Source organism: Micromonospora musae, assembly GCF_003626635.1.
GTDB classification, from domain to species: domain Bacteria; phylum Actinomycetota; class Actinomycetes; order Mycobacteriales; family Micromonosporaceae; genus Micromonospora; species Micromonospora musae.
The window spans coordinates 1-22,375 of sequence record NZ_RAZT01000002.1 but is presented as its reverse complement, the minus strand read 5'-3'; the positions used below and the strand labels follow the sequence as shown (position 1 = coordinate 22,375).

The following is a 22,375-nucleotide window of genomic DNA, read 5'->3' as shown; positions in this document are numbered from 1 at the left end:
CGCGAACGGAAGGCGGGCCGGAGCATGAGCCTCTCCGCCGATCTCACCCGCTCCCAGGCCAAGGCCGCCACGCTGATCGAGGCGCTGCCGTGGCTGGCCCGCTTCTCCGGCTCCACCGTCGTGATCAAGTACGGCGGCAACGCCATGGTCGACCCCGAGCTGCAGCGCGCGTTCGCGGCCGACATGGTCTTCCTGCGTTACGTCGGCCTGAAGCCGGTCGTCGTGCACGGCGGCGGCCCGCAGATCTCGGCCATGCTCGGCCGGCTCGGCATCGTCAGCGAGTTCCGCGGCGGCCTGCGGGTCACCACCCCCGAGGCGATGCAGGTCGTCCGGATGGTGCTGGTCGGTCAGGTCGGGCGGGAACTGGTCGGGCTGATCAACGCGCACGGTCCGTTCGCGGTCGGCCTCTCCGGCGAGGACGCCGGGCTCTTCACGGCGGTGCGTCGCCCGGCGTACGTCGACGGCGAGCCGGTCGACGTGGGCCAGGTCGGTGACGTCGAGTCGGTGGACGTCTCCGCGGTCACCGACCTCATCGCCGCCGGGCGGATCCCGGTGATCTCGACCGTCGCGCCGGACGCCGACGGGGTGCTGCACAACCTGAACGCGGACACCGCCGCCGCCGCGCTCGCGGTCGCGCTGGAGGCCCGCAAGCTGGTCGTGCTCACCGACGTCGCCGGCCTCTACGCCGACTGGCCGGACACGACGAGCCTGGTCTCCGAGATCGACGCGGACGACCTGGCGAAACTCCTGCCCACCCTCGAGTCGGGAATGGTGCCCAAGATGGAGGCCTGCCTGCGGGCGGTGCGCGGGGGAGTGCCCGCCGCGCACGTCGTCGACGGGCGGGTCGCCCACTCCACGCTGCTCGAGGTCTTCACGTCGGAAGGGTTCGGCACGATGGTGATCAAGTCATGAGCAGTCTGGTGCAGCGCTGGAACCAGTCCATGATGGACAACTACGGCACCCCGCCGCTCGCCCTCGTCGAGGGCTCCGGCGCCGTCGTGGTCGACGAGGACGGCCGGGAGTACGTCGACCTGGTCGGCGGCATCGCGGTCAACGCCCTCGGCCACGCCCACCCCGCCGTGGTCGCCGCCGTGTCGAAGCAGGTCGCCACGCTCGGCCACGTCTCGAACCTCTACGTCGCCGAGCCGCCGGTCGCGCTCGCCGAGCTGCTGCTCGCCCTCGCGGGCCGTCCCGGCCGGGTCTTCTTCGCGAACTCGGGCGCGGAGGCGAACGAGGCGGCGTTCAAGATGTCCCGGCTGACCGGCCGTACGCACGTGGTGGCCGCGGCGGGCGGTTTCCACGGCCGGACCATGGGCGCCCTCGCGCTCACCGGGCAGCCGGCCAAGGCCGACCCGTTCCGCCCGCTGCCCGGCGACGTCACACACGTCGAGTACGGCGACGTCGCCGCGCTGGAGGCGGCGGTCACCGACGCCACCGCGATGGTGATCCTGGAGCCGATCCAGGGTGAGAACGGTGTCGTCGTGCCGCCGGCCGGCTACCTCGCCGCGGCCCGGCGGATCACCGCCCGGCACGGCGCGCTGCTGGTGCTCGACGAGGTGCAGACCGGCATCGGGCGCACCGGGCACTGGTTCGCCCACCAGGCCGAGGGCGTGGAGCCGGACCTGGTCACGCTCGCCAAGGGGCTCGGCGGCGGGTTGCCGCTCGGCGCCACGCTGGCCTTCGGCCGGGCGGCGGAGCTGCTCACCCCCGGCTCGCACGGCACCACGTTCGGCGGGAACCCGGTCAGCTGCGCCGCCGCGCTCGCGGTGGTGAGCACCATCGCCCACGAGGGGCTGCTCGACCACGTCAAGCGGATCGGCGAGCGACTGCGCCGGGGCGTCGAGGCGCTCGGCCACCCGCTCGTCTCGGGCGTACGCGGGGCCGGCCTGCTGCTCGGCGTGGTGCTCACCGCGCCGGTGTCGCGGGTGTTCGCCGAGGCGCTGCGGGAGCGCGGCTTCCTGGTGAATCCGGTCCAGCCGGACGTGGTCCGCCTCGCCCCGCCGCTGATCCTCACCGCGGAGCAGGTGGACGCCTTCCTGGCGGCGCTGCCCGCCGCCCTCGACGCCACCGCGCCCGCGGCGGACCGCGTCCCGCCGGTGACCTCCGCCGCCCCGACCTCGCCGACCACCACGACCGCCCCGGAGACGATCCCATGACCCGGCACTTCCTACGCGACGACGACCTGAGCCCCGCCGAGCAGACGATGGTGCTGCAGCTCGCCGCCCGGATGAAGGCGGACCGGTTCGGGTACCAGTCGCTGAGCGGTCCACGGTCGGTGGCGGTGCTCTTCGACAAGCAGAGCCTGCGCACCCGGACCTCGTTCGACGTCGGGATCGCCGAGCTGGGCGGTCACCCGCTCATCGTGGACACGCAGGGCACGCACTTCGGCCGGGGCGAGACCCTCGCCGACGCCGCGCGGGTGCTCTCCCGCTACGTCGCCGCGATCGTGCTGCGCACCTACGGCGACGAGCGCATCGCCGAGATCGCCGGCGGGGCGAGCGTGCCGGTGGTCAACGCGCTAACCGACGGCTTCCACCCCTGCCAGCTCCTGGCCGACCTGCTCACCGTCCGGGAACGGTTCGGTGGCACCACCGGCCGGACCCTCGCGTACGTCGGCGACGCGGCGAACAACATGGCCAACTCGTACCTGCTCGCCGGGGCGACCGCCGGCATGCACGTACGGGTGGCCGGGCCGGCCGGTTTCACCCCCGACCCGGCGCTGGTGGCCCGGGCCGCCGAGATCGCGGCCGACACCGGCGGGTCGGTGAGCGTGCTCACCGACCCGGCCGAGGCGGTCAAGGGGGCCGACGTCGTCACCACCGACACCTGGACCTCGATGGGGCAGGAGGCCGACGGGCTGGACCGCAACACGCCGTTCCTGCCCTACCAGGTTAACGCCGAGCTGCTCGCCCAGGCCGCGCCGGGCGCGATCGTGCTGCACTGCCTGCCCGCCCACCGGGGCGAGGAGATCACCGACGAGGTGTTGGACGGCCCGCAGAGCGCGGTCTTCGACCAGGCGGAGAATCGGCTGCACGCCCAGAAGGCGCTGCTCATGTTCCTCATCGAGGCCGGCAACCAGGCCCCGGACGCGGCGGCGCCCGACGCCAACGCGACCTTGGAGAGCACATGACCGCCCCGCTGACCCGCGCCGCCCGGCACGCTCGCATCGTCGAGCTCATCCGGGACAAGGCGATCCACTCGCAGACCGAGCTGGCCGAGCTGCTCGCCGGTGACGGCATCCAGGTCACCCAGGCCACCCTCTCCCGGGATCTGAAGGAGCTCGGCGCGGCGACCGTACGCGGCGGCGACGGGCGCGGCGTCTACGTGATCCCGGAGGACGGCCACCGGCCGCTGCGCGACGCGGAGGCGGCCCCGGCGCGCCTGGTGCGGCTGCTGCACGAGCTGCTCAACGGGGTCGACTCCAGCGGCAACATCGCCGTGCTGCGTACCCCGCCGGGCGCAGCGCACTACCTGGCCAGCGCGTTGGACCGAGCGGGCCTGCCCGAGGTCGTCGGCACGATCGCCGGCGACGACACCATCCTCGTCGTGGCCCGCGAGGGCGTCGGCGGGGCCGCGCTCGGCGAGAAGCTCGCCGGCTGGGCCCGCCGGGAAGAGAACGTTGAAGGGAGCAACACACCATGACCGAGCGGGTCGTCCTTGCCTATTCCGGAGGATTGGACACCTCCGTCGCCATTCCGTACCTGGCCGAACAGACCGGCGCCGAGGTGATCGCGGTCGCGGTCGACGTCGGTCAGGGCGGTGAGGACATGAACGCCATCCGGCAGCGCGCGCTCGACTGCGGCGCCGTGGAGTCCGAGGTGATCGACGCGCGCGACGAGTTCGCCGCCGAGTACTGCCTGCCGGCGATCCGCGCCAACGCGCTCTACATGGACCGCTATCCGCTGGTCTCCGCGCTGTCCCGGCCGCTGATCGTCAAGCACCTGGTCACCGCGGCGCGCAAGCACGGCGGCACGATCGTGTCGCACGGCTGCACCGGCAAGGGCAACGACCAGGTTCGCTTCGAGGTCGGCCTGGGCGCGCTCGCCCCCGACCTGAAGATCATCGCCCCGGCCCGGGACTTCGCCTGGACCCGGGACAAGGCGATCGCGTTCGCCGAGGAGAAGGGCCTGCCGATCGACGTGTCGGCGAAGTCGCCGTACTCCATCGACCAGAACCTGTTCGGCCGCGCGGTGGAGACCGGGTTCCTGGAGGACATCTGGAACGGGCCGATCGAGGACCTGTACTCCTACACCTCCGACCCGAGCGAGCCCCGCGACGCCGACGAGGTCGTCGTGACCTTCGACGCCGGTGTGCCGGTCGCCATCGACGGTGAGACCGTCACCCCGTACCAGGCGATCCTGGAGCTGAACCGGCGGGCGGGCGCCCAGGGCGTCGGCCGCCTCGACATGGTCGAGGATCGGCTGGTCGGCATCAAGAGCCGCGAGGTGTACGAGGCGCCCGGCGCGATCGCGCTGATCACGGCCCACCAGGAGCTGGAGGCGGTCACCGTCGAGCGGGACCTGGCCCGGTTCAAGCGCGGCGTCGACCAGCGCTGGGGCGAGCTCGTCTACGACGGCCTGTGGTTCTCGCCGTTGAAGCGTTCGCTCGACGCGTTCATCGACGACGCCCAGCAGCACGTCTCCGGCGAGGTGCGGCTGACGCTGCACGGTGGCCGGGCCACGGTCACCGGCCGGCGCTCCGAGGCCAGCCTGTACGACTTCGGCATGGCCACCTACGACACCGGTGACACGTTCGACCAGTCCCTCGCCAAGGGCTTCGTCCAGCTCTGGGGTCTGCCCAGCCGGATGGCCGCGGCCCGGGACGCCCGGCTCGGCGAGCGGTGAGCCCTGCGAGCGCGAGGAGTGAGCGAGCGCAGCGAGTGAGCACCGCAGTCGGGAGCGAAAGGTGAGCACTGCCACAATGGGTCCGGTGGACGACAAGAGCCTGACCGAGAGCAACGCCGCCCCGAACCGCACCAGCCTCTGGGGCGGCCGGTTCGCCGGCGGTCCCGCCGAGGCGCTCGCCCGGCTGTCGGTGAGCGTGCAGTTCGACTGGCGGTTGGCCCCGTACGACCTGGCCGGGTCGCGGGCGCACGCCCGGGTGCTGGCCGGCGCCGGCCTGCTCGACCCGGAGGAGCTGGGGAAGATCCTCGCGGCGTTGGACGACCTGGAGGCGGCCTGCGCCTCCGGGCAGTTCCGCCCGACGGTCGACGACGAGGACGTGCACACCGCGCTGGAGCGGGGCCTGCTGGAGCGGCTGGGCAGCCTCGGCGGCAAGTTGCGCGCCGGCCGGTCCCGCAACGACCAGGTCGCCACCGACCTGCGGCTCTACCTGCGTGACCATGCGCGTGGGGTGGCCGCGCGGCTGGTCGAGCTGGCCGAGGCGCTGGTCGAGCAGGCCGAGCGGCACGTCTCGACCGCCGCCCCGGGCATGACCCACCTGCAGCACGCGCAGCCGGTCACCTTCGGGCACTGGCTGCTCGCCCACGTCCAGCCGCTGCTGCGGGACCTGGAGCGGCTGCGCGACTGGGACGAGCGGGCCGCGATCAGCCCGCTCGGCGCGGGCGCGCTGGCCGGCTCCGGCCTGCCGCTGGACCCGGTGGCGGTCTCCAAGGAGCTCGGCTTCCGTACGTCGTTCGCCAACTCGATGGACGCGGTCGCCGACCGGGACTTCGTCGCCGAGTTCCTCTTCGTCACCGCGATGACCGGGGTGCACCTGTCCCGCCTCGGCGAGGAGGTGGTGCTCTGGACGTCGCAGGAGTTCGGCTGGGTCGAGCTGGACGACGCGTTCGCCACCGGCTCGTCGATCATGCCGCAGAAGAAGAACGCGGACATCGCCGAGCTGGCCCGTGGCAAGTCCGGCCGGCTGGTCGGCGGGCTGATGAGCGTGCTCACCATGCTCAAGGGCCTGCCGATGACCTACGACCGGGACATGCAGGAGGACAAGGAGCCGGCCTTCGACGCGGTCGACACCCTGGAGCTGCTGCTGCCGGCCCTCGCGGGGATGATCTCCACGATGACCGTACGGGTCGACCGTCTGGTCGCGGCCGCGCCGGTGGGCTACTCGCTCGCCACCGAGGTCGCCGACTGGCTCGTCCGTAAGGGCGTGCCGTTCCGCGACGCGCACGAGATCACCGGACGGCTGGTCGCGCTCTGCGTGGCCCGGGAGTGCGCGCTCGACGAGGTCTCCGACGCCGACCTGGCCACGGTCAGCGAGCACCTCGACCCGTCGGTACGGGACGTGCTCTCCGTCCGCTCGGCGCTCGCGGCCCGGACCACGCCCGGCTCCACCGGCCCGGGACCGGTGGCCGACCAGCTGGCCACCGCCGCGGACAAGCTGGCCGGTTGGCGGGAGTGGGCCGCCGAGCGGGTCGTACCCCGCTGAGCGGGGAAACCCCGATCCGTACGACAGCAGGGAGGCCGCCGGCCTGGCGCTCGCCGGGGCGGCGGCTTCCGTGATTCCACGCGGTGCCGCGGCTGATCAGGAGGTCGGCCGCTCCCGCTTCGGCAGCTTCGCCACGACCGCGTCGTACGACGCGTCGACGGCCTCGATCAGCTCCTCGTCGTCGATTCCGCCGTCGAGCCGGAGAGTGTTCCAGCCGGATCGTCCGATGTAGGGCATCACCTGCGCGTCCGCCGGGTGGCGGTGCAGCCACTCGTCGGCCACCTCCCGGTTCGGGCCGCACTTCACGCCCACGGTGGGGTGGCTGTCGGGGGAGCCGAGGAACGCGTAGATCCGGCTGCCCACCTTGACCACCTCGTCGCCCTCCCACGGCTGGTCCAGCCAGCTGCCCGGCTTCGCCAGGCAGTACGCCAGCATCTGCTCGCGTCGCATCGCGTCTCCCTTCCGCTGCGCTGATCCCACAGTCGCTGGTGGCCGAGTGCCCGCCAACGGTCCGGGCGTGCCGGACTTCCATTCCCCGGGCGCTACTCCGCAGTGCGCGCGGTGAGCCGCTCGTAGCGTTGCTGGGCGGCCTGCGCGCTGCCGAGGCCGAGGCCGAAGGCGATCGCCTGCCAGGTCATCCCCCGGCCGCGAGCCGCCTGCAGCAGGCCCGTCTCCAGCACGTCCACCTCCGCGCGCACGTGCGGGATCAGGGTCAGCGCGGCCATCAGGTCGGCCTGGTCGACCGGCTCCTCTCCCGGTTCGAGCTCGGCCCCGCCGGAGAGCGCCATCACCAGGGTCGCCGCCTCGTAGGCGTCGGGGACGTCGGGGTGGGCGTACCGCCGGCGGCGGGCGTCGGTGCCCGCGTGCCGTTCCGCGATGCGCAGCAGCGCCGCGTAGTTGCGGTGCGCGCGAGCCTGGGCAGCGTCCGGAGCGGTGAACGGATCGTTGTTCAGCGTGTCCATGCCGTCCATTGGACCCCTCTAACGCCTTGTTGTCAACACTTCGTTGAGGCGACTGGTCGCGCCGGCTCGGGCGGCGCGCGTTGCCCCACGTAACCGAATGTTTCCCCTATGCTTACCGAGTCTTTCGGGGCGGCGCTCGTGCTGACCGGGGAGGGCAGCGCTGTTGACCAGCTTCATCGCGTTCCTGGTCGCGGTCGCGCCCGGAGCCCTGTTGGGCTTCGCGCTACCGCCCGGCCGTTACCGCTGGGTCGCCTGGGCGGCGTCCCCGGCGCTCACCCTCGGCCTGATCGCCGTGGCGATGGCCTGGCTGCGACCGCTCGGCCTGCCCGACGGCGCCATGGCCGTGCTCGTCGCCGAGCTCGTGCTGGCGGGGTCGGCTGTCGCGCTGTCGCGGCTCGTCGGTCGCGGGCTCGTCGAGGACGCCGACGACCGTCCGCGATCCCTGCGCTCCCGTCTCCGGCTGCCGTCGGTGCGTCCGCGCCCGGCCGACATCGCGGGGCTGGCGGTGCCGACGGTGATCGCCGCCGGCTACGGCTGGCTGATCGTCGGCCGGCTGGCGGCCCCTCCCGGCTGGGACGCGATGAATCACGGCTACCTGAGCCGCCGGATCCTGGACACCGGCACCACCGCGATCACCGCCGCCTGCAGCTCCGGTTCGACCGACACGGTGACCTCCTGCGAGTTCTACCCGCTCGCCGCCAACGTGGCCTGGGCGCAGGCGACGCAGCTCTCCGGTGGCCCGATGAGCACCGTGATGACCACCTGGGCCCTGCTGGTCGGGCCGTTCGCGCTGGCGGCCGGGATCTACGCCTGCGTCCGGGCGTTCGGTGGGCGCCCGCTCGTGGCGGCGGCCGCCGCCACCGCGCCGGTGTTCGTCGGCCCGATGTGGGCGTCGTTGCTCTCCGGCCGGATCACCGAGCAGGCGGCGCCGTGCCTGGCCGGCGGGCTGGCCCTGCTGATCGCGCTGGCCGTCCGGGGCCGGCATCCGGTGCGCACGGGTCTGCTCGCCGGCCTGGGCGGCGCCGGCATCGTCATGACGCACTCCTACGACGTGCTCTTCATCGGGGTGCTCGCGATCGGCCTGATCGTGGGGCTGCGCGAGCGGCTGCGCTGGCGGACCGTCGGCGCGGCCGCCGCCGCGATGCTGATCGCCGGGACCGGCGCGATCGCGCCGCTGCTCGGCACGATCGCCGGCGCGGGCGGCGAGCGCCTGACTGAGAAGCCGCAGCTGCTCGGCCGGTGGGGCGAGGCGGTCGAGTTCTGGTTGACGGATCCGCAGCGCTACATCCTGCTGGGCTTCCCGGGCCCGGGCACCGCGGACGTCGCGCCCTGGCCGCTCAGCGTCCGGATAGCTCTCTGGATCACGGTCGCCTGCCTTCTCGCGTCGCCGCTGGCCCTGGTGCTGCGACAGCTGCGCTGGGCCCGGCCCTGGCTGGCGGCGGGGCTGGCCATCACGCTGGTCGGCATCGTCACCATCAGTTCGAACGCCGCGCTCGTGCAGTCGCTCGCCGCTCTCTGGTACGGCGATCCCGCCCGCCCCTGGTCGATGATCTTCCCGATCTACGGGGTGGCCACGGTGGCCGGCGCGGTGGTGCTCGGGCTCGGCCTGCGCCGGCTGCTCGCCCTGCTCGGCGTCCGGACGGCGGCGCTGCGGTGGCCGGCTCGCGCCGTGCCGCCCGTCGCCGCGATCGCCGCCGCGGTGGTGCTGAGCCTGGCGCTACTCGCCGCGGTGCCCAGCAGTTGGCATCCGCTGCGCGGTGAGGTGAAGCGCCGGGCCCCGGTCGGCGACTCCTACGCTCGCGCGTTCGAGTGGCTCGACGCTCAGGTCCAGCCGGGTCAGGTCGTCGCGTACGACCGGCACCGGCAGTTCATGACGTGGTCGTACGCCGACCACGGCACGCCGCTGCTCTTCGGTATCCCGCCGTCGCAGACGGCGGTGGCGGAGAACTGGGAGGAGCGCTGGCGCGCCTGGCGCTGGCTGGTGAACAACGCCGACGCGCCACCCGCCGGCTGCGCCGTCCGTCGGCTCGACATCGGGTACGTGGTCGTGGGCAGCGCGAACTACCCCGGCTGGCGAGCCCACTATCGACAGTCGCGCCTGGACCGCAGCGACCGGTTGACGCTGGTGCACCGGGTCGACGGCATCCGGATCTACCAGGTCACCGACGCCGGGCGGGTCTGCGCCGGCCCGGCTGGGTGACCGTATCGGCACCATCCGGCGGTAAACACACGGTGATCGGATGGCATCCGGCAGTTGAATTCGTTGTTACCTTCGTGGATACCGACCGTTCGGCCGCCCGCAGGGCGGCGAGTCGCGGGGCGGGCGGGACAGGCCAGCATGTCGGCCCGGTCATCGAGCCGGCGCGAGGAGACGGGGACACGGTGAGCCACAGGCACCTCAGCAGGCGACCGGTGATCGTGGACGGACCCGGTCGGCCGTCCACGGTCCGGGTGCGACGGGAGAACGTGCGTTGATAGCGCTGCGCGTCTACCGGATGCTGCCGAAGGAACACCGGCTCCGGATGCTCCAGGTCCTGCCGCCGCAGCGGCAGCTGTGGCTGGTGCGCCGACTGACCCGGATCTCCAGCCGCGGGACGAGCGTGCCGGTGGGGAAGCTGCGCACCGCCCGCGACGGCGCCGCGCAGGTCCAGGCGCGCGTGGTCGCGGCGGCGACGCCGGCCGACCGGTGGCGACACAACCTCGACCTGGTGACCGCGGCGTTCGACGAAGCCGGGGTCCCGCACTTCGCGGTGCCGACCCTCGACGAGCGGCGCAGTGCCGTCGCCGTACGCGAGCAGGACCGGGACGGGGCACTGCGGGCGCTCGCCACGGTGGGCGCGCAGGACGGGGTGACCGTGCGCCTTCCCGATCGCGCGCGGCCGGGCCGGTCGGTGGGGGTCGCGGAGGTCTTCGCCGCGGTCACCGACCCGTTCGGTCGTACCGTCCTCGGCCAGGCCTTCGCCTGCGACGTGGAGTTCTGGCCGGACGCGCCGACCGAGGAGTATCCGGTCCCGCACATCGCGGCGCCACGTCCCAACCGGATCGCCGCGGCTCTGCCGACGGTCGGCGCCACCGTCGCCGTGCCGGGCCGGCGGCTGAGCCGCTTCGCCGGTGAGGACACCACCTATCCGAGCCGGGCCGAGTTCGCCGGCCTCGCCCACGACCAGGTCACCTTCCCCATCGACGTGGTCTACACCTGGGTCGACGGTGACGACGGCGACTGGCGCGAGCGCAAGAACCGGGCGCTGCGCGAGCACGGGGCGGCCGAGATGAACGAGGTCGCGGCGAACGACGCGCGGTACGTCAGCCGCGACGAGCTGCGGTACTCGATGCGGTCGCTGGTCGCGTACGCGCCCTGGGTCCGGCAGATCTACCTGGTCACCGACGATCAGGTCCCGGCCTGGCTGGACGTCACGCACCCGATGGTCCGGGTGGTGCGCCACCGGGAGATCTTCGCCGACACCGGCCGGCTGCCGACCTTCAACTCGCACGCCATCGAGTCGCGGCTGCACCGCATCCCGGGGCTGAGCGAGCACTTCGTCTACGTCAACGACGACATGTTCTTCGGCCGGCCGCTGGTGCCGACCGCGTTCTTCCACGCCAACGGGATCGCGAAGTTCTTCACCTCGCCGGCCCAGCTCGACGTCGGCCCGGCCACCGTGCACGACGCTCCCGTCACCGCCGCCGGGAAGAACAACCGCCGGCACATCGAGGAGCGCTTCGGGCGCACGATCTCACAGAAGATGCGGCACGTGCCGTACCCGCTGCGCCGCAGTGTGCTGGAGGAGATCGAGCGGCACCTGCCGGCCGAGGTGCTGGCCACCGCCGAGCACCAGTTCCGGCACCCCGGGGACCTGTCGATCCCGTCCTCGCTGCAGCACTACTGGTCGTACCTCTCCGGCACCTCGGTCCCCGGCTCCATCCGGTACACCTACGCCGACCTGGCGCACCCTTCCACACCGGTGAAGCTGGCCGCGCTGCTGTCCCGGCGGCACTGCGACGTGTTCTGCCTCAACGACACCGACTCCAGTGAGGTCCTGCTCTCCGAGCAGCAGGCGATGCTGGCGGACTTCCTCTCCGCGTACCTCCCCTTCCGGGCGCCGTTCGAGGTGTCGCCGGAGGTGGAGGCGCAGCGCCTGGGCCGGACGGCCTCCGCCCTGGCGGCGGAGTTGCTCCCCGAGTCACCGACGAGCGCCGCCCCCCGGCAGGGCACCGGGCGTGCCCCGCACGACCCGGCCGGTCAGCCGGAGCCGGTGCGCTGACCCGAGGGTGGTGGCCGCGCGGCGCGGCCACCACCGTCAGGCCGGCAGGGTCGAGGGGCGCCGGCGACGCGGGACGTGCCGGCGGTACGGGCTCACGCTCTCCTCGCCCACCAGCCAGAACCGCCACGGGGTGTCGTGTGCCGCGGCGACCCCGACGCGCGGTCCGGCGGCGATCAGGGCCGGGTCGACGGGCGCCGACGGCGGTGCGAGCAGCACCGGCCCGGACCCGTCCAGGGCCGACGTGCCGTTGGCGTCGCGGTCGAGTCCGAGCGCCGTCACGAGCCGTGCCGGGCCGCGCGCGAGTTCCCGATCCGGGGCGTTCGCGCGCCGCTGCCGGGCGATCTCGATCCCCTCGGTCACGGCGCCGGCGCGCAGCAGGACGGCGGCGGCCTCACCCTCCCGGCCGCAGACGATGTTCATGCACCAGTGCATGCCGAACACGAAGTAGACGTAGACGTTCCCCGCCGGGCCGAACATCACCTCGGTACGTGGGGTCGGGCCCCGGTGGGCGTGCGAGGCCGGGTCCTCTCCGGTGCCGGCGTACGCCTCGACCTCGGTCAACCGGATCTTGACGCCGTTCGCCGAGACGGTCCAGCCGAGGAGGGTGCGAGCGGTCGTGGCGACCTGTGCGGCCGGTGCGTGGAGCCAGGAGTACGTCATCGTGCGGCAAGGCTACCGGGCGGGCCGGGCGCCGTCTGGGCTGCGACGGCGCCGTCGGGTGGGGGAGGAGAGGATCGGGCAGGGTCCATGGCCGGGGTGGGGTGGCGGCCGTCACAGTGGTGGTCCACATTCGGAATTATTGAGCAGTCAAGTATGTTGTCGGGTGCGAAACGGCCGCCGGGCCGCGGCCAACAACCCGAGGAGCTGTCATGCAGTTCGGAATCTTCAGCGTCGGTGACGTCACCGTGGATCCGACCAACGGTCGGGCGCCGACGGAGCGCGAGCGGATCAAGGCGATGGTGGCGATCGCGCTGAAGGCCGAAGAGGTCGGGCTCGACGTGTTCGCCACGGGCGAGCACCACAACCCGCCGTTCGTGCCCTCGTCGCCGACGACCATGCTCGGTTACATCGCGGCGCGTACCGAGCGGCTGCTGCTCTCCACCGCGACCACGCTGATCACCACCAACGACCCGGTGAAGATCGCCGAGGACTACGCGATGCTGCAGCACCTCGCCGACGGCCGGGTCGACCTGATGATGGGCCGCGGCAACACCGGCCCGGTCTACCCGTGGTTCGGCAAGGACATCCGCGCCGGCATCCCGCTCGCCGTCGAGAACTACGACCTGCTGCACCGGCTGTGGCGGGAGGACGTGGTCGACTGGAAGGGGCGTTTCCGCACCCCGCTGCAGTCGTTCACCTCGACGCCACGCCCCCTCGACGGCGTACCGCCGTTCGTGTGGCACGGCTCGATCCGCAGCCCGGAGATCGCCGAGCAGGCCGCGTACTACGGTGACGGCTTCTTCCACAACCACATCTTCTGGCCGAAGGAGCACACCCAGCGGATGGTCAACCTCTACCGGCAGCGCTTCGAGCACTACGGCCACGGCTCCGCCGACCAGGCCATCGTCGGGCTCGGCGGCCAGGTCTTCATGCGGAAGAACTCGCAGGACGCGGTGCGCGAGTTCCGGCCGTACTTCGACAACGCCCCGGTCTACGGGCACGGCCCGTCGCTCGAGGAGTTCACCACGGAGACGCCGCTGACCGTGGGCAGCCCGCAGCAGGTCATCGACCGGACGCTCACCTTCCGCGACTACGTGGGCGACTACCAGCGTCAGCTCTTCCTCATGGACCACGCCGGGCTGCCGCTGAAGACCGTGCTGGAGCAGCTCGACCTCCTCGGCGAGGAGGTCGTCCCGGTGCTGCGCAAGGAGTTCGATTCGATGCGCCCGGCGCACGTGCCAGCGGCGCCGACCCACGCCTCGCTCGTCGCCGCCGCCGGCGGCGCCAAGGACAGCACCGTGCACGCCGTGGACGACGTGACGGGCAAGGCGCCGGAGGTGAACCGATGACGACGCGCACCCTCGCCATCGTCTCGGCCGGCCTCAGCCAGCCGTCGGCCACCCGCCTGCTCGCCGACCAGCTCGCCGCCGCCACGCGCGACGAGCTGGCCGGCCGGGGCGAGACCGTCGACCTGCGCCACGTCGTCCTGCGTGAGCACGCCCACGAGGTGACGAACAACCTGATCACCGGCTTCCCGGCCGAGTCGCTGCGGGCGGTGCTCGACACGGTGACCGGCGCCGACGGGTTGATCGCCGTGACGCCGATCTTCAACGCGTCCTACAACGGGCTCTTCAAGTCCTTCTTCGATCTCATCGAGGCGGACGCGTTGACCGACCGGCCGGTGCTGATCGCCGCGACCGGCGGTACGGCGAGGCACTCGCTGGCCCTGGAGCACGCGGTGCGCCCGCTCTTCGCCTACCTGCACGCGGTGGTGGTGCCGACCTCGGTCTTCGCCGCCCCCGAGGACTGGGCGAGCGGGGAGGCCGACGCCGGACTGCGGAGCCGGATCGACCGGGCCGCCGCCGAGCTCGCCGAGCAGGTGCACCGGCGGCCGGTCTCCACCGGTCCGGCCGACCCCTTCGCCCTGACCACCAACTTCGAGGAGCTGCTCGGCCGCCGCGAGCCCTGACCGGCGTTCGCCGCCGTCGGGCCCGCGAGGCGGCGGTCGCCTCGGCGGCGCGGCGCGGTCCGGCGGGCCACCCCGCCCGCCGGACCGCGCCGCCGGCCGTCGGCAGGTGCGCCGGCCGGCGCGGTCAGCCGACCCAGCCGTCATCGTGGTCAGCCGGCCCGGCGGTGATCGTGGTCAGCCTGCCTGGCGGTGATCGTGGTCAGTCCGCCTGGCGGTGATCGTGGTCAGTCCGCCCGGCGGTAGTCGTGGGCGACGAGCACGGGACAGTGGGCGTGATGCACCAGCGCCTGGCTCACCGAGCCGAGCAGCGTGCCCACGAACTCGCCCCGGCCCCGGGTGCCCACCACCATCAGCGCCGCGCCCCGGCTCGCCTCGATCAGCGCCTGCTCGGCCGAGCCCGCCCGAACCGTCCGGCCGGTCACCGCCAGGTCGGGACGGCCGTCCCGGGCCGTCGCCACCGCGCCGGCCAGCAGCGTCGACGGCTGCTCCTCCGGCGGGACCCGCCCGCCACCGGCCTCCTCGGCGTGACGCCCCGCCTCGGCGTGGACGAGCACCAGCTCGACCCCGCGCCGGAGGGCCTCGTCGGCGGCGTAGCGCACCGCCAACGCGGCGGACTCCGATCCGTCGACGCCGGCCAGTACCGGCCCCCGCCCCGGTTCCGTCCCCTCGGAGGGGCGCACCACCAGCACCGGGCAGCGCGCGTGCGCGACGACCTGCGCGCTCACCGAGCCCAGCAGCAGACCCCCGAAACCGCCCAGCCCCCGGCTGCCCACCACCACCAGCTCCGCGCGCTGCGACTCCTCGACGAGCGCCGCGCCCGGGCCACCGGCCACCTGCGCCGCCTCGATGTGCAGCCCCGGCCAGCGGTCGGCGAGCTCATTCACCGCCCGCTCCAACATCTGCTGCCCGGCGTCGGTGGGCGCCGGCAGGCCCAGGTCGTACGGGGTGAGCGGCACCCCGTAGCCGAGCGGGTGCAGGTAGCCGTGCAGCAGGCGCAGCGGCAGGTTCCGCGCGGACGCGGCGCGCGCCGCCTCCTGCGCGGCCGCGAGGCTCGCCGGGGATCCGTCCACCCCCACCACGACGGGTCGGTTCATTCGGCCCTCCAACGCTCGACCAGGTCATTGTCGGCGTGGTCACGGCCGTTCGCGGCGTTTCCCGCCCGCCCGGCGTCGCTCAGGTGGAAGTCGCCGCGACACGCCGCGACACGCCGCGCCGGGCAGCGGCCGACGTCGGCACGGTCAGGGCCGGGTGGTGGCCGGGCCGACCGGCCCGACCACCACCCGGGAGCGTCGGCGGCCTGCGCCGCCCGCCGTCAGGACCCGTCGGCGGTACGCACGTGCCGGACGATCGCCAGCGGCGAGTGCGCGTGGTGCAGGACCGTGTGGCTGACCGAGCCGAGCAGCAGGCCGCCGAGCGCGCCGCGACCGTGCGCACCGACCACCACCAGCTGGGCGTCGCGAGACTGCTCGACGAGCGCCTGCGCGGGGGAGCCGTGGACCAGCTCGTGCCGCACCGACACGTCCGGGTAGCGCTCGGCGTGCCCGGCCACGGACTCGGCGAGCACCCGCTCCTCCTCCTCGGCGAGCGTCGACAGGTCCACCATCAGCGGGCTCACATCACCGGGGAACAACACGACCGGGTTCAGCCAGGCGTGCACCGCCACCAGCGAGGTGCCCCGGTGCGACGCCTCCTCGAAGGCGAAGCCGACCGCCTCGGTGGAGAGCTCGGAGCCGTCCACGCCCACCACGACCGGGCCGTCGGCGCGCGGTTCGCCATGCACGACGAGCACCGGGCACTCCGCCCGGGCGGACACCTGGACGGTGACCGACCCGATCAGCAGATCGGCGAAGCCGCCCAGGCCGCGATGCCCGAGCACCACGAGCGCGGCGTCACGGGACTCGTCGAGCAGCACCCGGGTGGCCGATCCGTCGACCACGACGCCGGAGGCCGGCACCTCCGGGTTCACCTTGCGCGCCTCGGCAAGGGCCTGGGACACGAACTGTTCGGCCTCGCCGCGTAGCCCCTCGGCCTGCGCGGGGAACGGGGCGGGGCCGAGCTCGGCAGCGGTGAGCGGCCAGCTGAACGCGTGGACCACCCGCAGGGGACGGTGCCGGTGTTCGGCCTCCCGGGCCGCCACCCGGACCGCCTCCAGGGCGGAGTCGGACCCGTCCACGCCCACCACGACGGGGGCACCGGTGTTGATGGTCATGACTACCTCCTTCGTCCGGGTCGAGTTCCGCTCCACCGGCCGACGGTCGGTCGGAGCAGCTCGTCCCGGATCCCGGGCCGTCGGTGCCGGATCACCCGGTGCGGCCCGCTCTCCTCACGCTTTCGCGTCTGGTCGCCGTGCTGCTGCGCGACCGCCCGAACGTACCGCCGTGGCTCGTCGCCGCGGCTGTGGCGGCGCCTCCGTGTGACCCCCGTCCAACCGGACCCGTTGTGGGAACGCGCCCGTCGGACCGCCGGGAGCGCGGCAGCGATCGACGGGACGTCTACCCGCGGTCACCCGCCGGGTGACCGACGGCGGGTACCGGTTCGACGTCGCGGTGCCGCACGACCAGCTCGTTCACCTCGAGCCGGCCGACACGCAGCTCCCGCAGGACGGCCCGGCGGATCGAGAGCCGGCCGACGGCTAGGGCGGCGACCGCGACGGCTCCGCCGGCCAGTGCCGACACCGCGAGCGCCCCGACGGCCGAGGCGCCGAGCGCCCGCGCGCCGACGGCCAGCGCCCCGCTCGCCCGGGCGGCGCTGCTCGCCGCGCGCCGGTCCCGTCCGATCCGCGCCTGTCTCATCCACCCATCCTGGGCCGTAGCGCTACGAGCCGGGCCGCCATCGCCGAGTCTCCGCTCGTTCGCGACCGAACCCGCTCGCCGCCCGACCGGCTGCGCCGCCGGCACCGGCGGTACGGCACGCCGTCGCGGCGGGCGTCCGTTCCCCGTCCGGCCCCGTCGGGCCTATCCTCTCCGCGTGACCGCTGACCTGCACCTGCGTCCGGTGCGCGACGACGACCTGCCGGAGTTCTACCGCCACCAGTCCGATCCCGAGGCGGTCCGGATGGCTGCCTTCACCGCCGACGACCCCGACGACCGGGGCGCCTTCGCCGCCCACTGGCACCGGGTGCGCACCGACCCGGGGATCGTCTCCCGCACGGTCACCGTCGACGGGCGGGTGGTGGGTCACGTGCTCGCCTTCCCGGTGGGGGAGCAGACCGAGGTCAGTTACTGGATCGACCGGTGGCACTGGGGTCAGGGGTACGCCACCGCCGCGCTCGACGGACTTCTCCAGGAACTGCCGCAACGCCCGGTGCACGCCCGGGCCGCCAAGGACAACTTCGGCTCCCTCGCGGTGCTGCGCAAGTGCGGTTTCGTCATCCGGGGCGAGGACCACGCCTACGCCGCCGGCCGCGGCCGCGACGTCGAGGAGTACGTGCTGGAGCTGACCGTCTGACGGCACCCGCCCGCCGGGCACGCTGACCAGGACGGGCACTACCCTCGCGGAGTGAACTGGCTCGAACTCTTCGGCTGGCTCGGCTCCGCGGTGCTGGTCTGGTCCCTGCTGCAGACCCGCATCCTGCGGCTGCGCGCGTTCAACCTGGTCGGATGCCTGATCCTGATCGGCTACAACGCCACCCTGCGGGTCTGGCCCATGGTCGGGCTGAACGTCGTCCTCGCCGTGATCAACGTCTGGTACCTGCGGCGGATGCTCGCCACCCGGCACGACGAGGCGACGTACCAGGTCGTCGAGGTCGGAGTGCACGACCAGTTCCTGGCCCACACCCTGCGGGTGCACGCCGCGGACATCGCCCGGTTCAACCCCGGCTTCCACTGGCCGCCCGCCGACGACCAGCCGGCCGGCGCGGCGCGGCGATCCGCGTTCCTGGTGGTCCGCGCCGACGAGGTGGTCGGCGTGGTGCTGGCGCACGCCGAGGCGCACGACGTGGCCCAGATCGACCTGGACTACGTGACCCAGCGGTTCCGCGACTTCACCCCCGGGGAGTTCGTGTACCGGCGCAGCCGCCTCTTCACCGACCGAGGCTTCCGCCGGGTGGTCAGCCCGCCCGGCATGGTCGCCCCGTACTACCACCGCCTCGGCTTTCGCCGCACCGGTGACGCGTACTCCTCGACCTGCCGGTCGCCGCCTGATCCGTCGACCACCGGCGACGGTGCCGGCGGGGCGAGGATTCACCATCGCGCCCAGTGGGCACAGATGCGCGTACGCCGACGGGGGCCTCCGGTCGGCGGCGTCGGCGGGGTCCGGCGCGGTCGTGCGAGGGAGAGCCGGGCGTGCAGAGCTACTGGGGCCAACTGGCCTTGGTCGGGGTCCTGGTCGTGCTGAACGCCGCGTTCGCCGGCAGCGAGATGGCGCTGGTCTCGCTGCGGGACAGCCAGATCCAGCGGCTGGAGCGCGGCAGCCGCGCCGGACAGGTGCTGGCCCGGCTCGCCAAGGACCCGAACCGCTTCCTGGCCACGATCCAGATCGGGATCACGCTCGCCGGCTTCCTCGCCTCGGCCGCCGCGGCGGTCTCGCTGGCCCGGCCACTGGTCCCGCTCTTCGCGGCGCTCGGCGACGCGGCCGAGCCGGTCGCCATCGTCGCGGTCACCCTGGCGCTGACCTTCGTCACCCTGGTCTTCGGCGAGCTGGCCCCGAAGCGGATCGCCATGCAGTCCGCCGAGCGGTGGGCGCTGCTGGTGGCCCGCCCCCTGGACCTGCTCGCCGGCCTCACCCGGCCGGCCGTCTGGGCGCTCGGCGCCACCAGCGACCTCGTCGTACGCCTGGTCGGGCTCGATCCGAGTCCGCAGCGCGACGAGATCAGCCCCGACGAGGTGCGGGACATCGTCGCCGGCAACCACGGCTTCACCAAGGAGCAGCAGACCATCATCGCCGGCGCCGTGGAGATCGCCGACCGGCGGTTGCGAGCCGTGCTGGTACCGCGGCTGCAGGTCTTCTGCCTGGACAGCGGAACGAACGCGGAGGCGGCCCGGCTGGTGCTGGCCGCCAGCGGCCACTCCCGCGCGCCGGTGGTCCGCCACGGCGGCCTGGACGACGCGGTCGGCGTGATCCACCTGCGGGACCTCGTCGGCCTGCCCGACGACCGGCCGGTCGACGAGTTCGTCCGCCCGCCGATGCTGCTGCCCGACTCGCTGCCCGTGGTCGACGCCCTGCGCCAGTTCAAGGCCGAACGCCAGCACATCGCCCTGGTGGTCGACGAGCGCGGCGCGGTGGACGGGATCGTCACCCTCGAGGACATCCTGGAGGAGATCGTCGGGGAGATCTACGACGAGACCGACCGGGACGTGCGGGCGGTGCGGACCGATCCGGACGGCACGCTGCGCCTGCCCGGCACGTTCCCGGTGCACGACCTGGCGGCCGTCGGGGTCGAGCTCCCTGGTCGGCCGGAGGGCGACTACACCACGATCGCCGGCCTGCTCCTCGCCTGCCTCGGGCACATTCCCACCGTCACCGGCGAGGACGTCGCGTTCGACGGCTGGCGACTGGAGGTCGCTCGCATCGACCACCGGGCGATCACGGAGGTACGGCTGCGCCGCTGTGATCCGCCCGCCGACGCCGCCGACGCGCCGCCGCTGCTCGACCGGGCGGGCGGCTGACGTCGGGCGTCAGGCGGCGGGAGCGAGGTTCTGCAACCGGACCTGGCCGCGGGCGACGAGGCGCTCGGCGTCGTCGGTGATCTCCACCTGCCACAGCTGCTGGCTGCGGCCCCGGTGGATCGGCGTGCCGACAGCGGTCAGCTCGCCGTCGCGTACGGCGCGCAGGAAGTCGGTCTGGTTCGACACGCCGACCACGGTTCCCCGGTCGGCCAGCCAGAGGGACGCGCCCACGCTCGCCGCGGTCTCCACCACGGAGCAGTAGACCCCGCCGTGCTGGATTCCGAACGGCTGGTGCAGCTCCGGCCGGACCTGCCAGCGGATGACCACCCGGTCGCCGGTCGCCTCGTCGATCTTGAGGCCGAGCAGCTCCACGAAGCCCCCGGTGGGGTCGGGCATATCCACGACACACGCCTCCTCGATCGAAGTGGGGCCAGCCTAGCGGCGCGTTCCGGCAAACCCGCTACGGGCGGCGGCAGCCGATGAGGGAGAATCGTGGACCGTGACCGACAGCAGCATCCCGCCGTCCGGGCGGGATTCCCTGACCGATGACCTGCTCTGGCGGGGCCTGATCCAGGACTCGACCGGCCTCGACGAGCTGCGCGAGCTGCTCGACGGCGGGAGCACCACCTTCTATGTGGGTTTCGACCCGACCGCGCCGAGCCTGCACGTCGGCAACCTGATGCAGGTCGTGATGGCCCGGCGGCTCCAACTCGCCGGGCACCGGCCGCTGCTGCTGGTCGGCGGGGCGACGGGCCAGATCGGCGACCCGAAGGAGAGCGCGGAGCGCACCTTGAACTCGCCCGAGGTGATCGCCGGCTGGGTGCAGCGCATCCGCGACCAGCTCGCGCCCTTCGTCTCGTACACCGGCCAGGACGCGGCCCAGCTGGTCAACAACCTCGACTGGACCGGCGAGATGTCGGTGGTGGAGTTCCTCCGCGACGTCGGAAAGCACTTCCCGGTCAACAAGATGCTCGCCCGTGAGGTCGTCAAGGCCCGTCTGGAGACGGGCATCAGCTACACCGAGTTCAGCTACCAGCTCCTGCAGGCGAACGACTTCTTCGAGCTGCATCGGCGGCACGGGTGTCAGCTTCAGTACGGTGGCTCCGACCAGTGGGGCAACATCACCGCCGGGGTGGACTACGTCCGCCGCCGCGGCGCCGGGCCGGTGCAGGCGTTCACCACCCCGCTGGTGACCAAGTCCGACGGCACCAAGTTCGGCAAGAGCGAGACCGGCGCGGTCTGGCTCGACCCGGAGATGACCAGCCCGTACGCGTTCTACCAGTTCTGGGTCAACGCGGACGACCGCGACGTGGACCGCTACCTGCGCTTCTTCAGCTTCCGCCCGCGCGAGGAGCTGGAGGAGTTGGCGAAGGCGACGGCGGAGCGTCCGGCGGCGCGGCTCGCCCAGCGGGCGCTCGCCGAGGAGCTGACCACCCTGGTGCACGGCGAGCGGGAGATGGCCCAGGCAGTCGCCGCCAGTCAGGCGTTGTTCGGGCGGGGCTCCCTCGAGGAGCTGAGCCTGGCCACGTTGCGTGCCGCGCTCACCGAGGCGGGGCTGGCGCAGCTGGCGGAGCTGCCCGACGTCGCGGGGCTGCTCCGGGACTCGGGTCTGGTGCCGAGCCTCAAGGAGGCCCGGCGGGTCATCGCCGAGGGCGGCGCGTACGTCAACAACAACCGGGTGACGGAGGTCGACGCCCAGGTCTCGGAGTCCGACCTCCTGCACGGGCGGTACCTGGTGCTGCGCCGGGGCAAGCGCTCCTTCGCCGGCGTTGAGCTGCGGCGATAGTCGTATGTCGACGGTGTGACGCGCGACGCGCTCCGCGGATTTGACGATCGGTCCGCGGGGCGCGTAACTTTCTCTCTGCCAGCGCGGAACGGACGAAACGGGGCGAAAGTCCTGAAGGCCGGAGCGCAGGAACGACCTCCGGGTCAGAGGCCGTACGGCTCTCCGACCTGGAACCCGGGTGGTGCCCCGGATTCGCCGCGAGGCGGATTTGGTGAGGCGGAACCGACCGGGTATGGTTCACGACCGGCAGGGCACCGGGCGAGCTCGCGGGAGACCGCAGCGGCCGGCCTACCGGAACCCGTGAGGAGAACGGCGGAAGCCGGTCGAGTCAGGGTGCCCGCAAAAAGGGTTGGAAGCACGACAAACCGCAAAACAGCGGTTTGACACGGCAGAAACCAGCGGGTAACGTAGTAAAAGTGCCCGGCGCGAGAGCGGCGGGACGCGGAGCGAAATGCCCCGGATGATGGGCTCCCCTGGTGGGGGTTGTCGGATGGTGTGTGGTTGTTCTTTGAGAACTCAACAGGGTGCTTGATAAGCCAGTGCCAAATTGATTATTACCCCGGGCTGGTTGATTCTTCGGGATCTTCCGGTTGGGATTCCTTTGGCAACATTTTGTTGCCGGGACATTTTTTCCACAAAGATTTTTGTTGGAGAGTTTGATCCTGGCTCAGGACGAACGCTGGCGGCGTGCTTAACACATGCAAGTCGAGCGGAAAGGCCCTTCGGGGTACTCGAGCGGCGAACGG

The 22,375-nt window shown here is 72.9% G+C and carries 20 protein-coding genes, 1 rRNA gene and 1 pseudogene; 15 read left to right on the top strand and 7 right to left on the bottom strand.

Annotated elements, in window-relative coordinates:
• The first annotated feature begins 24 nt into the window (after positions 1–24).
• From argB to argH, 6 genes are all read left to right on the top strand, one after another.
• Positions 25–912, top strand: a complete 888-nt coding sequence (gene argB, locus D7044_RS03080) for an acetylglutamate kinase (RefSeq protein WP_120683822.1) — start codon at positions 25–27, stop codon at positions 910–912.
• Entirely contained in the window at positions 909–2,156 is a 1,248-nt protein-coding gene (locus D7044_RS03075; RefSeq protein ID WP_120687926.1) for an acetylornithine transaminase, read from the top strand. The genes argB and D7044_RS03075 overlap by 4 nt, the downstream gene beginning before the upstream one ends.
• On the top strand, positions 2,153–3,130 hold the full coding sequence (gene argF / locus D7044_RS03070) for an ornithine carbamoyltransferase (protein WP_120687925.1): 978 nt from the start codon (positions 2,153–2,155) through the stop codon (positions 3,128–3,130). The genes D7044_RS03075 and argF overlap by 4 nt, the downstream gene beginning before the upstream one ends.
• On the top strand, positions 3,127–3,642 hold the full coding sequence (locus D7044_RS03065) for an arginine repressor (RefSeq protein ID WP_120683816.1): 516 nt from the start codon (positions 3,127–3,129) through the stop codon (positions 3,640–3,642). The genes argF and D7044_RS03065 overlap by 4 nt, the downstream gene beginning before the upstream one ends.
• Complete coding sequence (locus D7044_RS03060) at positions 3,639–4,844, top strand: argininosuccinate synthase (protein WP_120683815.1); 1,206 nt, start codon at positions 3,639–3,641, stop codon at positions 4,842–4,844. Before D7044_RS03065 ends, D7044_RS03060 begins: the two co-directional genes overlap by 4 nt.
• Positions 4,845–4,920: 76 nt before the next feature.
• Positions 4,921–6,384, top strand: coding sequence for an argininosuccinate lyase (argH, locus tag D7044_RS03055; protein WP_120683813.1), 1,464 nt, complete (start codon positions 4,921–4,923; stop codon positions 6,382–6,384).
• Between the two features lie 96 nt (positions 6,385–6,480).
• Here the strand turns inward: argH and D7044_RS03050 are convergent, their stop codons facing one another.
• Entirely contained in the window at positions 6,481–6,834 is a 354-nt protein-coding gene (locus tag D7044_RS03050; RefSeq protein ID WP_120683811.1) for an MmcQ/YjbR family DNA-binding protein, read from the bottom strand.
• Between the two features lie 92 nt (positions 6,835–6,926).
• Positions 6,927–7,346 carry a DNA-binding protein gene (locus tag D7044_RS03045; protein ID WP_120683988.1) on the bottom strand — a complete coding sequence of 140 codons (420 nt, stop codon included), beginning with the start codon at positions 7,344–7,346 and terminating at the stop codon, positions 6,927–6,929.
• 163 nt (positions 7,347–7,509) lie between these two features.
• Between D7044_RS03045 and D7044_RS03040 the strand changes: the two genes are divergently transcribed.
• Both D7044_RS03040 and D7044_RS03035 read left to right on the top strand, forming a co-directional pair.
• Positions 7,510–9,546: a DUF6541 family protein gene (locus tag D7044_RS03040; protein WP_120687924.1), complete on the top strand. Its 2,037-nt coding sequence runs from the start codon at positions 7,510–7,512 to the stop codon at positions 9,544–9,546.
• 271 nt (positions 9,547–9,817) lie between these two features.
• Entirely contained in the window at positions 9,818–11,608 is a 1,791-nt protein-coding gene (locus D7044_RS03035; RefSeq protein WP_233564861.1) for a stealth family protein, read from the top strand.
• A 36-nt stretch (positions 11,609–11,644) separates the two neighbouring features.
• Here D7044_RS03035 and D7044_RS03030 read toward each other — a convergent pair whose 3' ends face one another.
• Complete coding sequence (locus tag D7044_RS03030; protein WP_120687923.1) at positions 11,645–12,268, bottom strand: DNA-3-methyladenine glycosylase; 624 nt, start codon at positions 12,266–12,268, stop codon at positions 11,645–11,647.
• Between the two features lie 209 nt (positions 12,269–12,477).
• On the opposite strand from D7044_RS03030, the gene D7044_RS03025 reads away from it, so the two are divergent.
• Both D7044_RS03025 and D7044_RS03020 read left to right on the top strand, forming a co-directional pair.
• Positions 12,478–13,617 carry an LLM class flavin-dependent oxidoreductase gene (locus tag D7044_RS03025; RefSeq protein ID WP_120687922.1) on the top strand — a complete coding sequence of 380 codons (1,140 nt, stop codon included), beginning with the start codon at positions 12,478–12,480 and terminating at the stop codon, positions 13,615–13,617.
• The gene (locus D7044_RS03020) at positions 13,614–14,237 is read left to right on the top strand and encodes an FMN reductase (protein ID WP_120687921.1); all 624 of its coding nucleotides are present in this window, start codon (positions 13,614–13,616) and stop codon (positions 14,235–14,237) included. Before D7044_RS03025 ends, D7044_RS03020 begins: the two co-directional genes overlap by 4 nt.
• Positions 14,238–14,461: 224 nt before the next feature.
• Here the strand turns inward: D7044_RS03020 and D7044_RS03015 are convergent, their stop codons facing one another.
• The 3 genes from D7044_RS03015 to D7044_RS03005 all read right to left on the bottom strand — a co-directional run bounded on the left by D7044_RS03015 (position 14,462) and on the right by D7044_RS03005 (position 17,029).
• A complete protein-coding gene (locus D7044_RS03015) occupies positions 14,462–15,331 on the bottom strand; it encodes a universal stress protein (RefSeq protein ID WP_120687920.1) in 870 nt (289 codons plus the stop codon).
• Positions 15,332–15,549: 218 nt separating this feature from the next.
• The gene (locus D7044_RS03010; protein ID WP_120688205.1) at positions 15,550–16,446 is read right to left on the bottom strand and encodes a universal stress protein; all 897 of its coding nucleotides are present in this window, start codon (positions 16,444–16,446) and stop codon (positions 15,550–15,552) included.
• A gap of 283 nt (positions 16,447–16,729) precedes the next feature.
• Positions 16,730–17,029, bottom strand: a complete 300-nt coding sequence (locus tag D7044_RS03005; RefSeq protein WP_120683799.1) for a hypothetical protein — start codon at positions 17,027–17,029, stop codon at positions 16,730–16,732.
• Positions 17,030–17,204: 175 nt separating this feature from the next.
• Here D7044_RS03005 and D7044_RS03000 point away from each other — a divergent pair, with 175 nt between their 5' ends.
• The 3 genes and pseudogenes from D7044_RS03000 (at position 17,205) to D7044_RS02990 (ending at position 19,843) form a co-directional block, all read left to right on the top strand.
• Positions 17,205–17,684 (top strand): GNAT family N-acetyltransferase, encoded by a 480-nt coding sequence (locus tag D7044_RS03000; protein WP_120683797.1) that lies wholly within the window; start codon positions 17,205–17,207, stop codon positions 17,682–17,684.
• 51 nt (positions 17,685–17,735) lie between these two features.
• A pseudogene (locus D7044_RS02995) lies at positions 17,736–18,379 on the top strand (hypothetical protein).
• Positions 18,380–18,520: 141 nt separating this feature from the next.
• A complete protein-coding gene (locus D7044_RS02990; RefSeq protein WP_120687919.1) occupies positions 18,521–19,843 on the top strand; it encodes a hemolysin family protein in 1,323 nt (440 codons plus the stop codon).
• A 9-nt stretch (positions 19,844–19,852) separates the two neighbouring features.
• On the opposite strand, the gene D7044_RS02985 is transcribed toward D7044_RS02990, so the two are convergent.
• Complete coding sequence (locus D7044_RS02985) at positions 19,853–20,239, bottom strand: PaaI family thioesterase (RefSeq protein WP_199716492.1); 387 nt, start codon at positions 20,237–20,239, stop codon at positions 19,853–19,855.
• Between the two features lie 103 nt (positions 20,240–20,342).
• On the opposite strand from D7044_RS02985, the gene tyrS reads away from it, so the two are divergent.
• Positions 20,343–21,629 carry a tyrosine--tRNA ligase gene (gene tyrS, locus D7044_RS02980; protein ID WP_120683789.1) on the top strand — a complete coding sequence of 429 codons (1,287 nt, stop codon included), beginning with the start codon at positions 20,343–20,345 and terminating at the stop codon, positions 21,627–21,629.
• 644 nt (positions 21,630–22,273) lie between these two features.
• Positions 22,274–22,375 (top strand): 16S ribosomal RNA (locus tag D7044_RS02975); the annotation flags it as partial.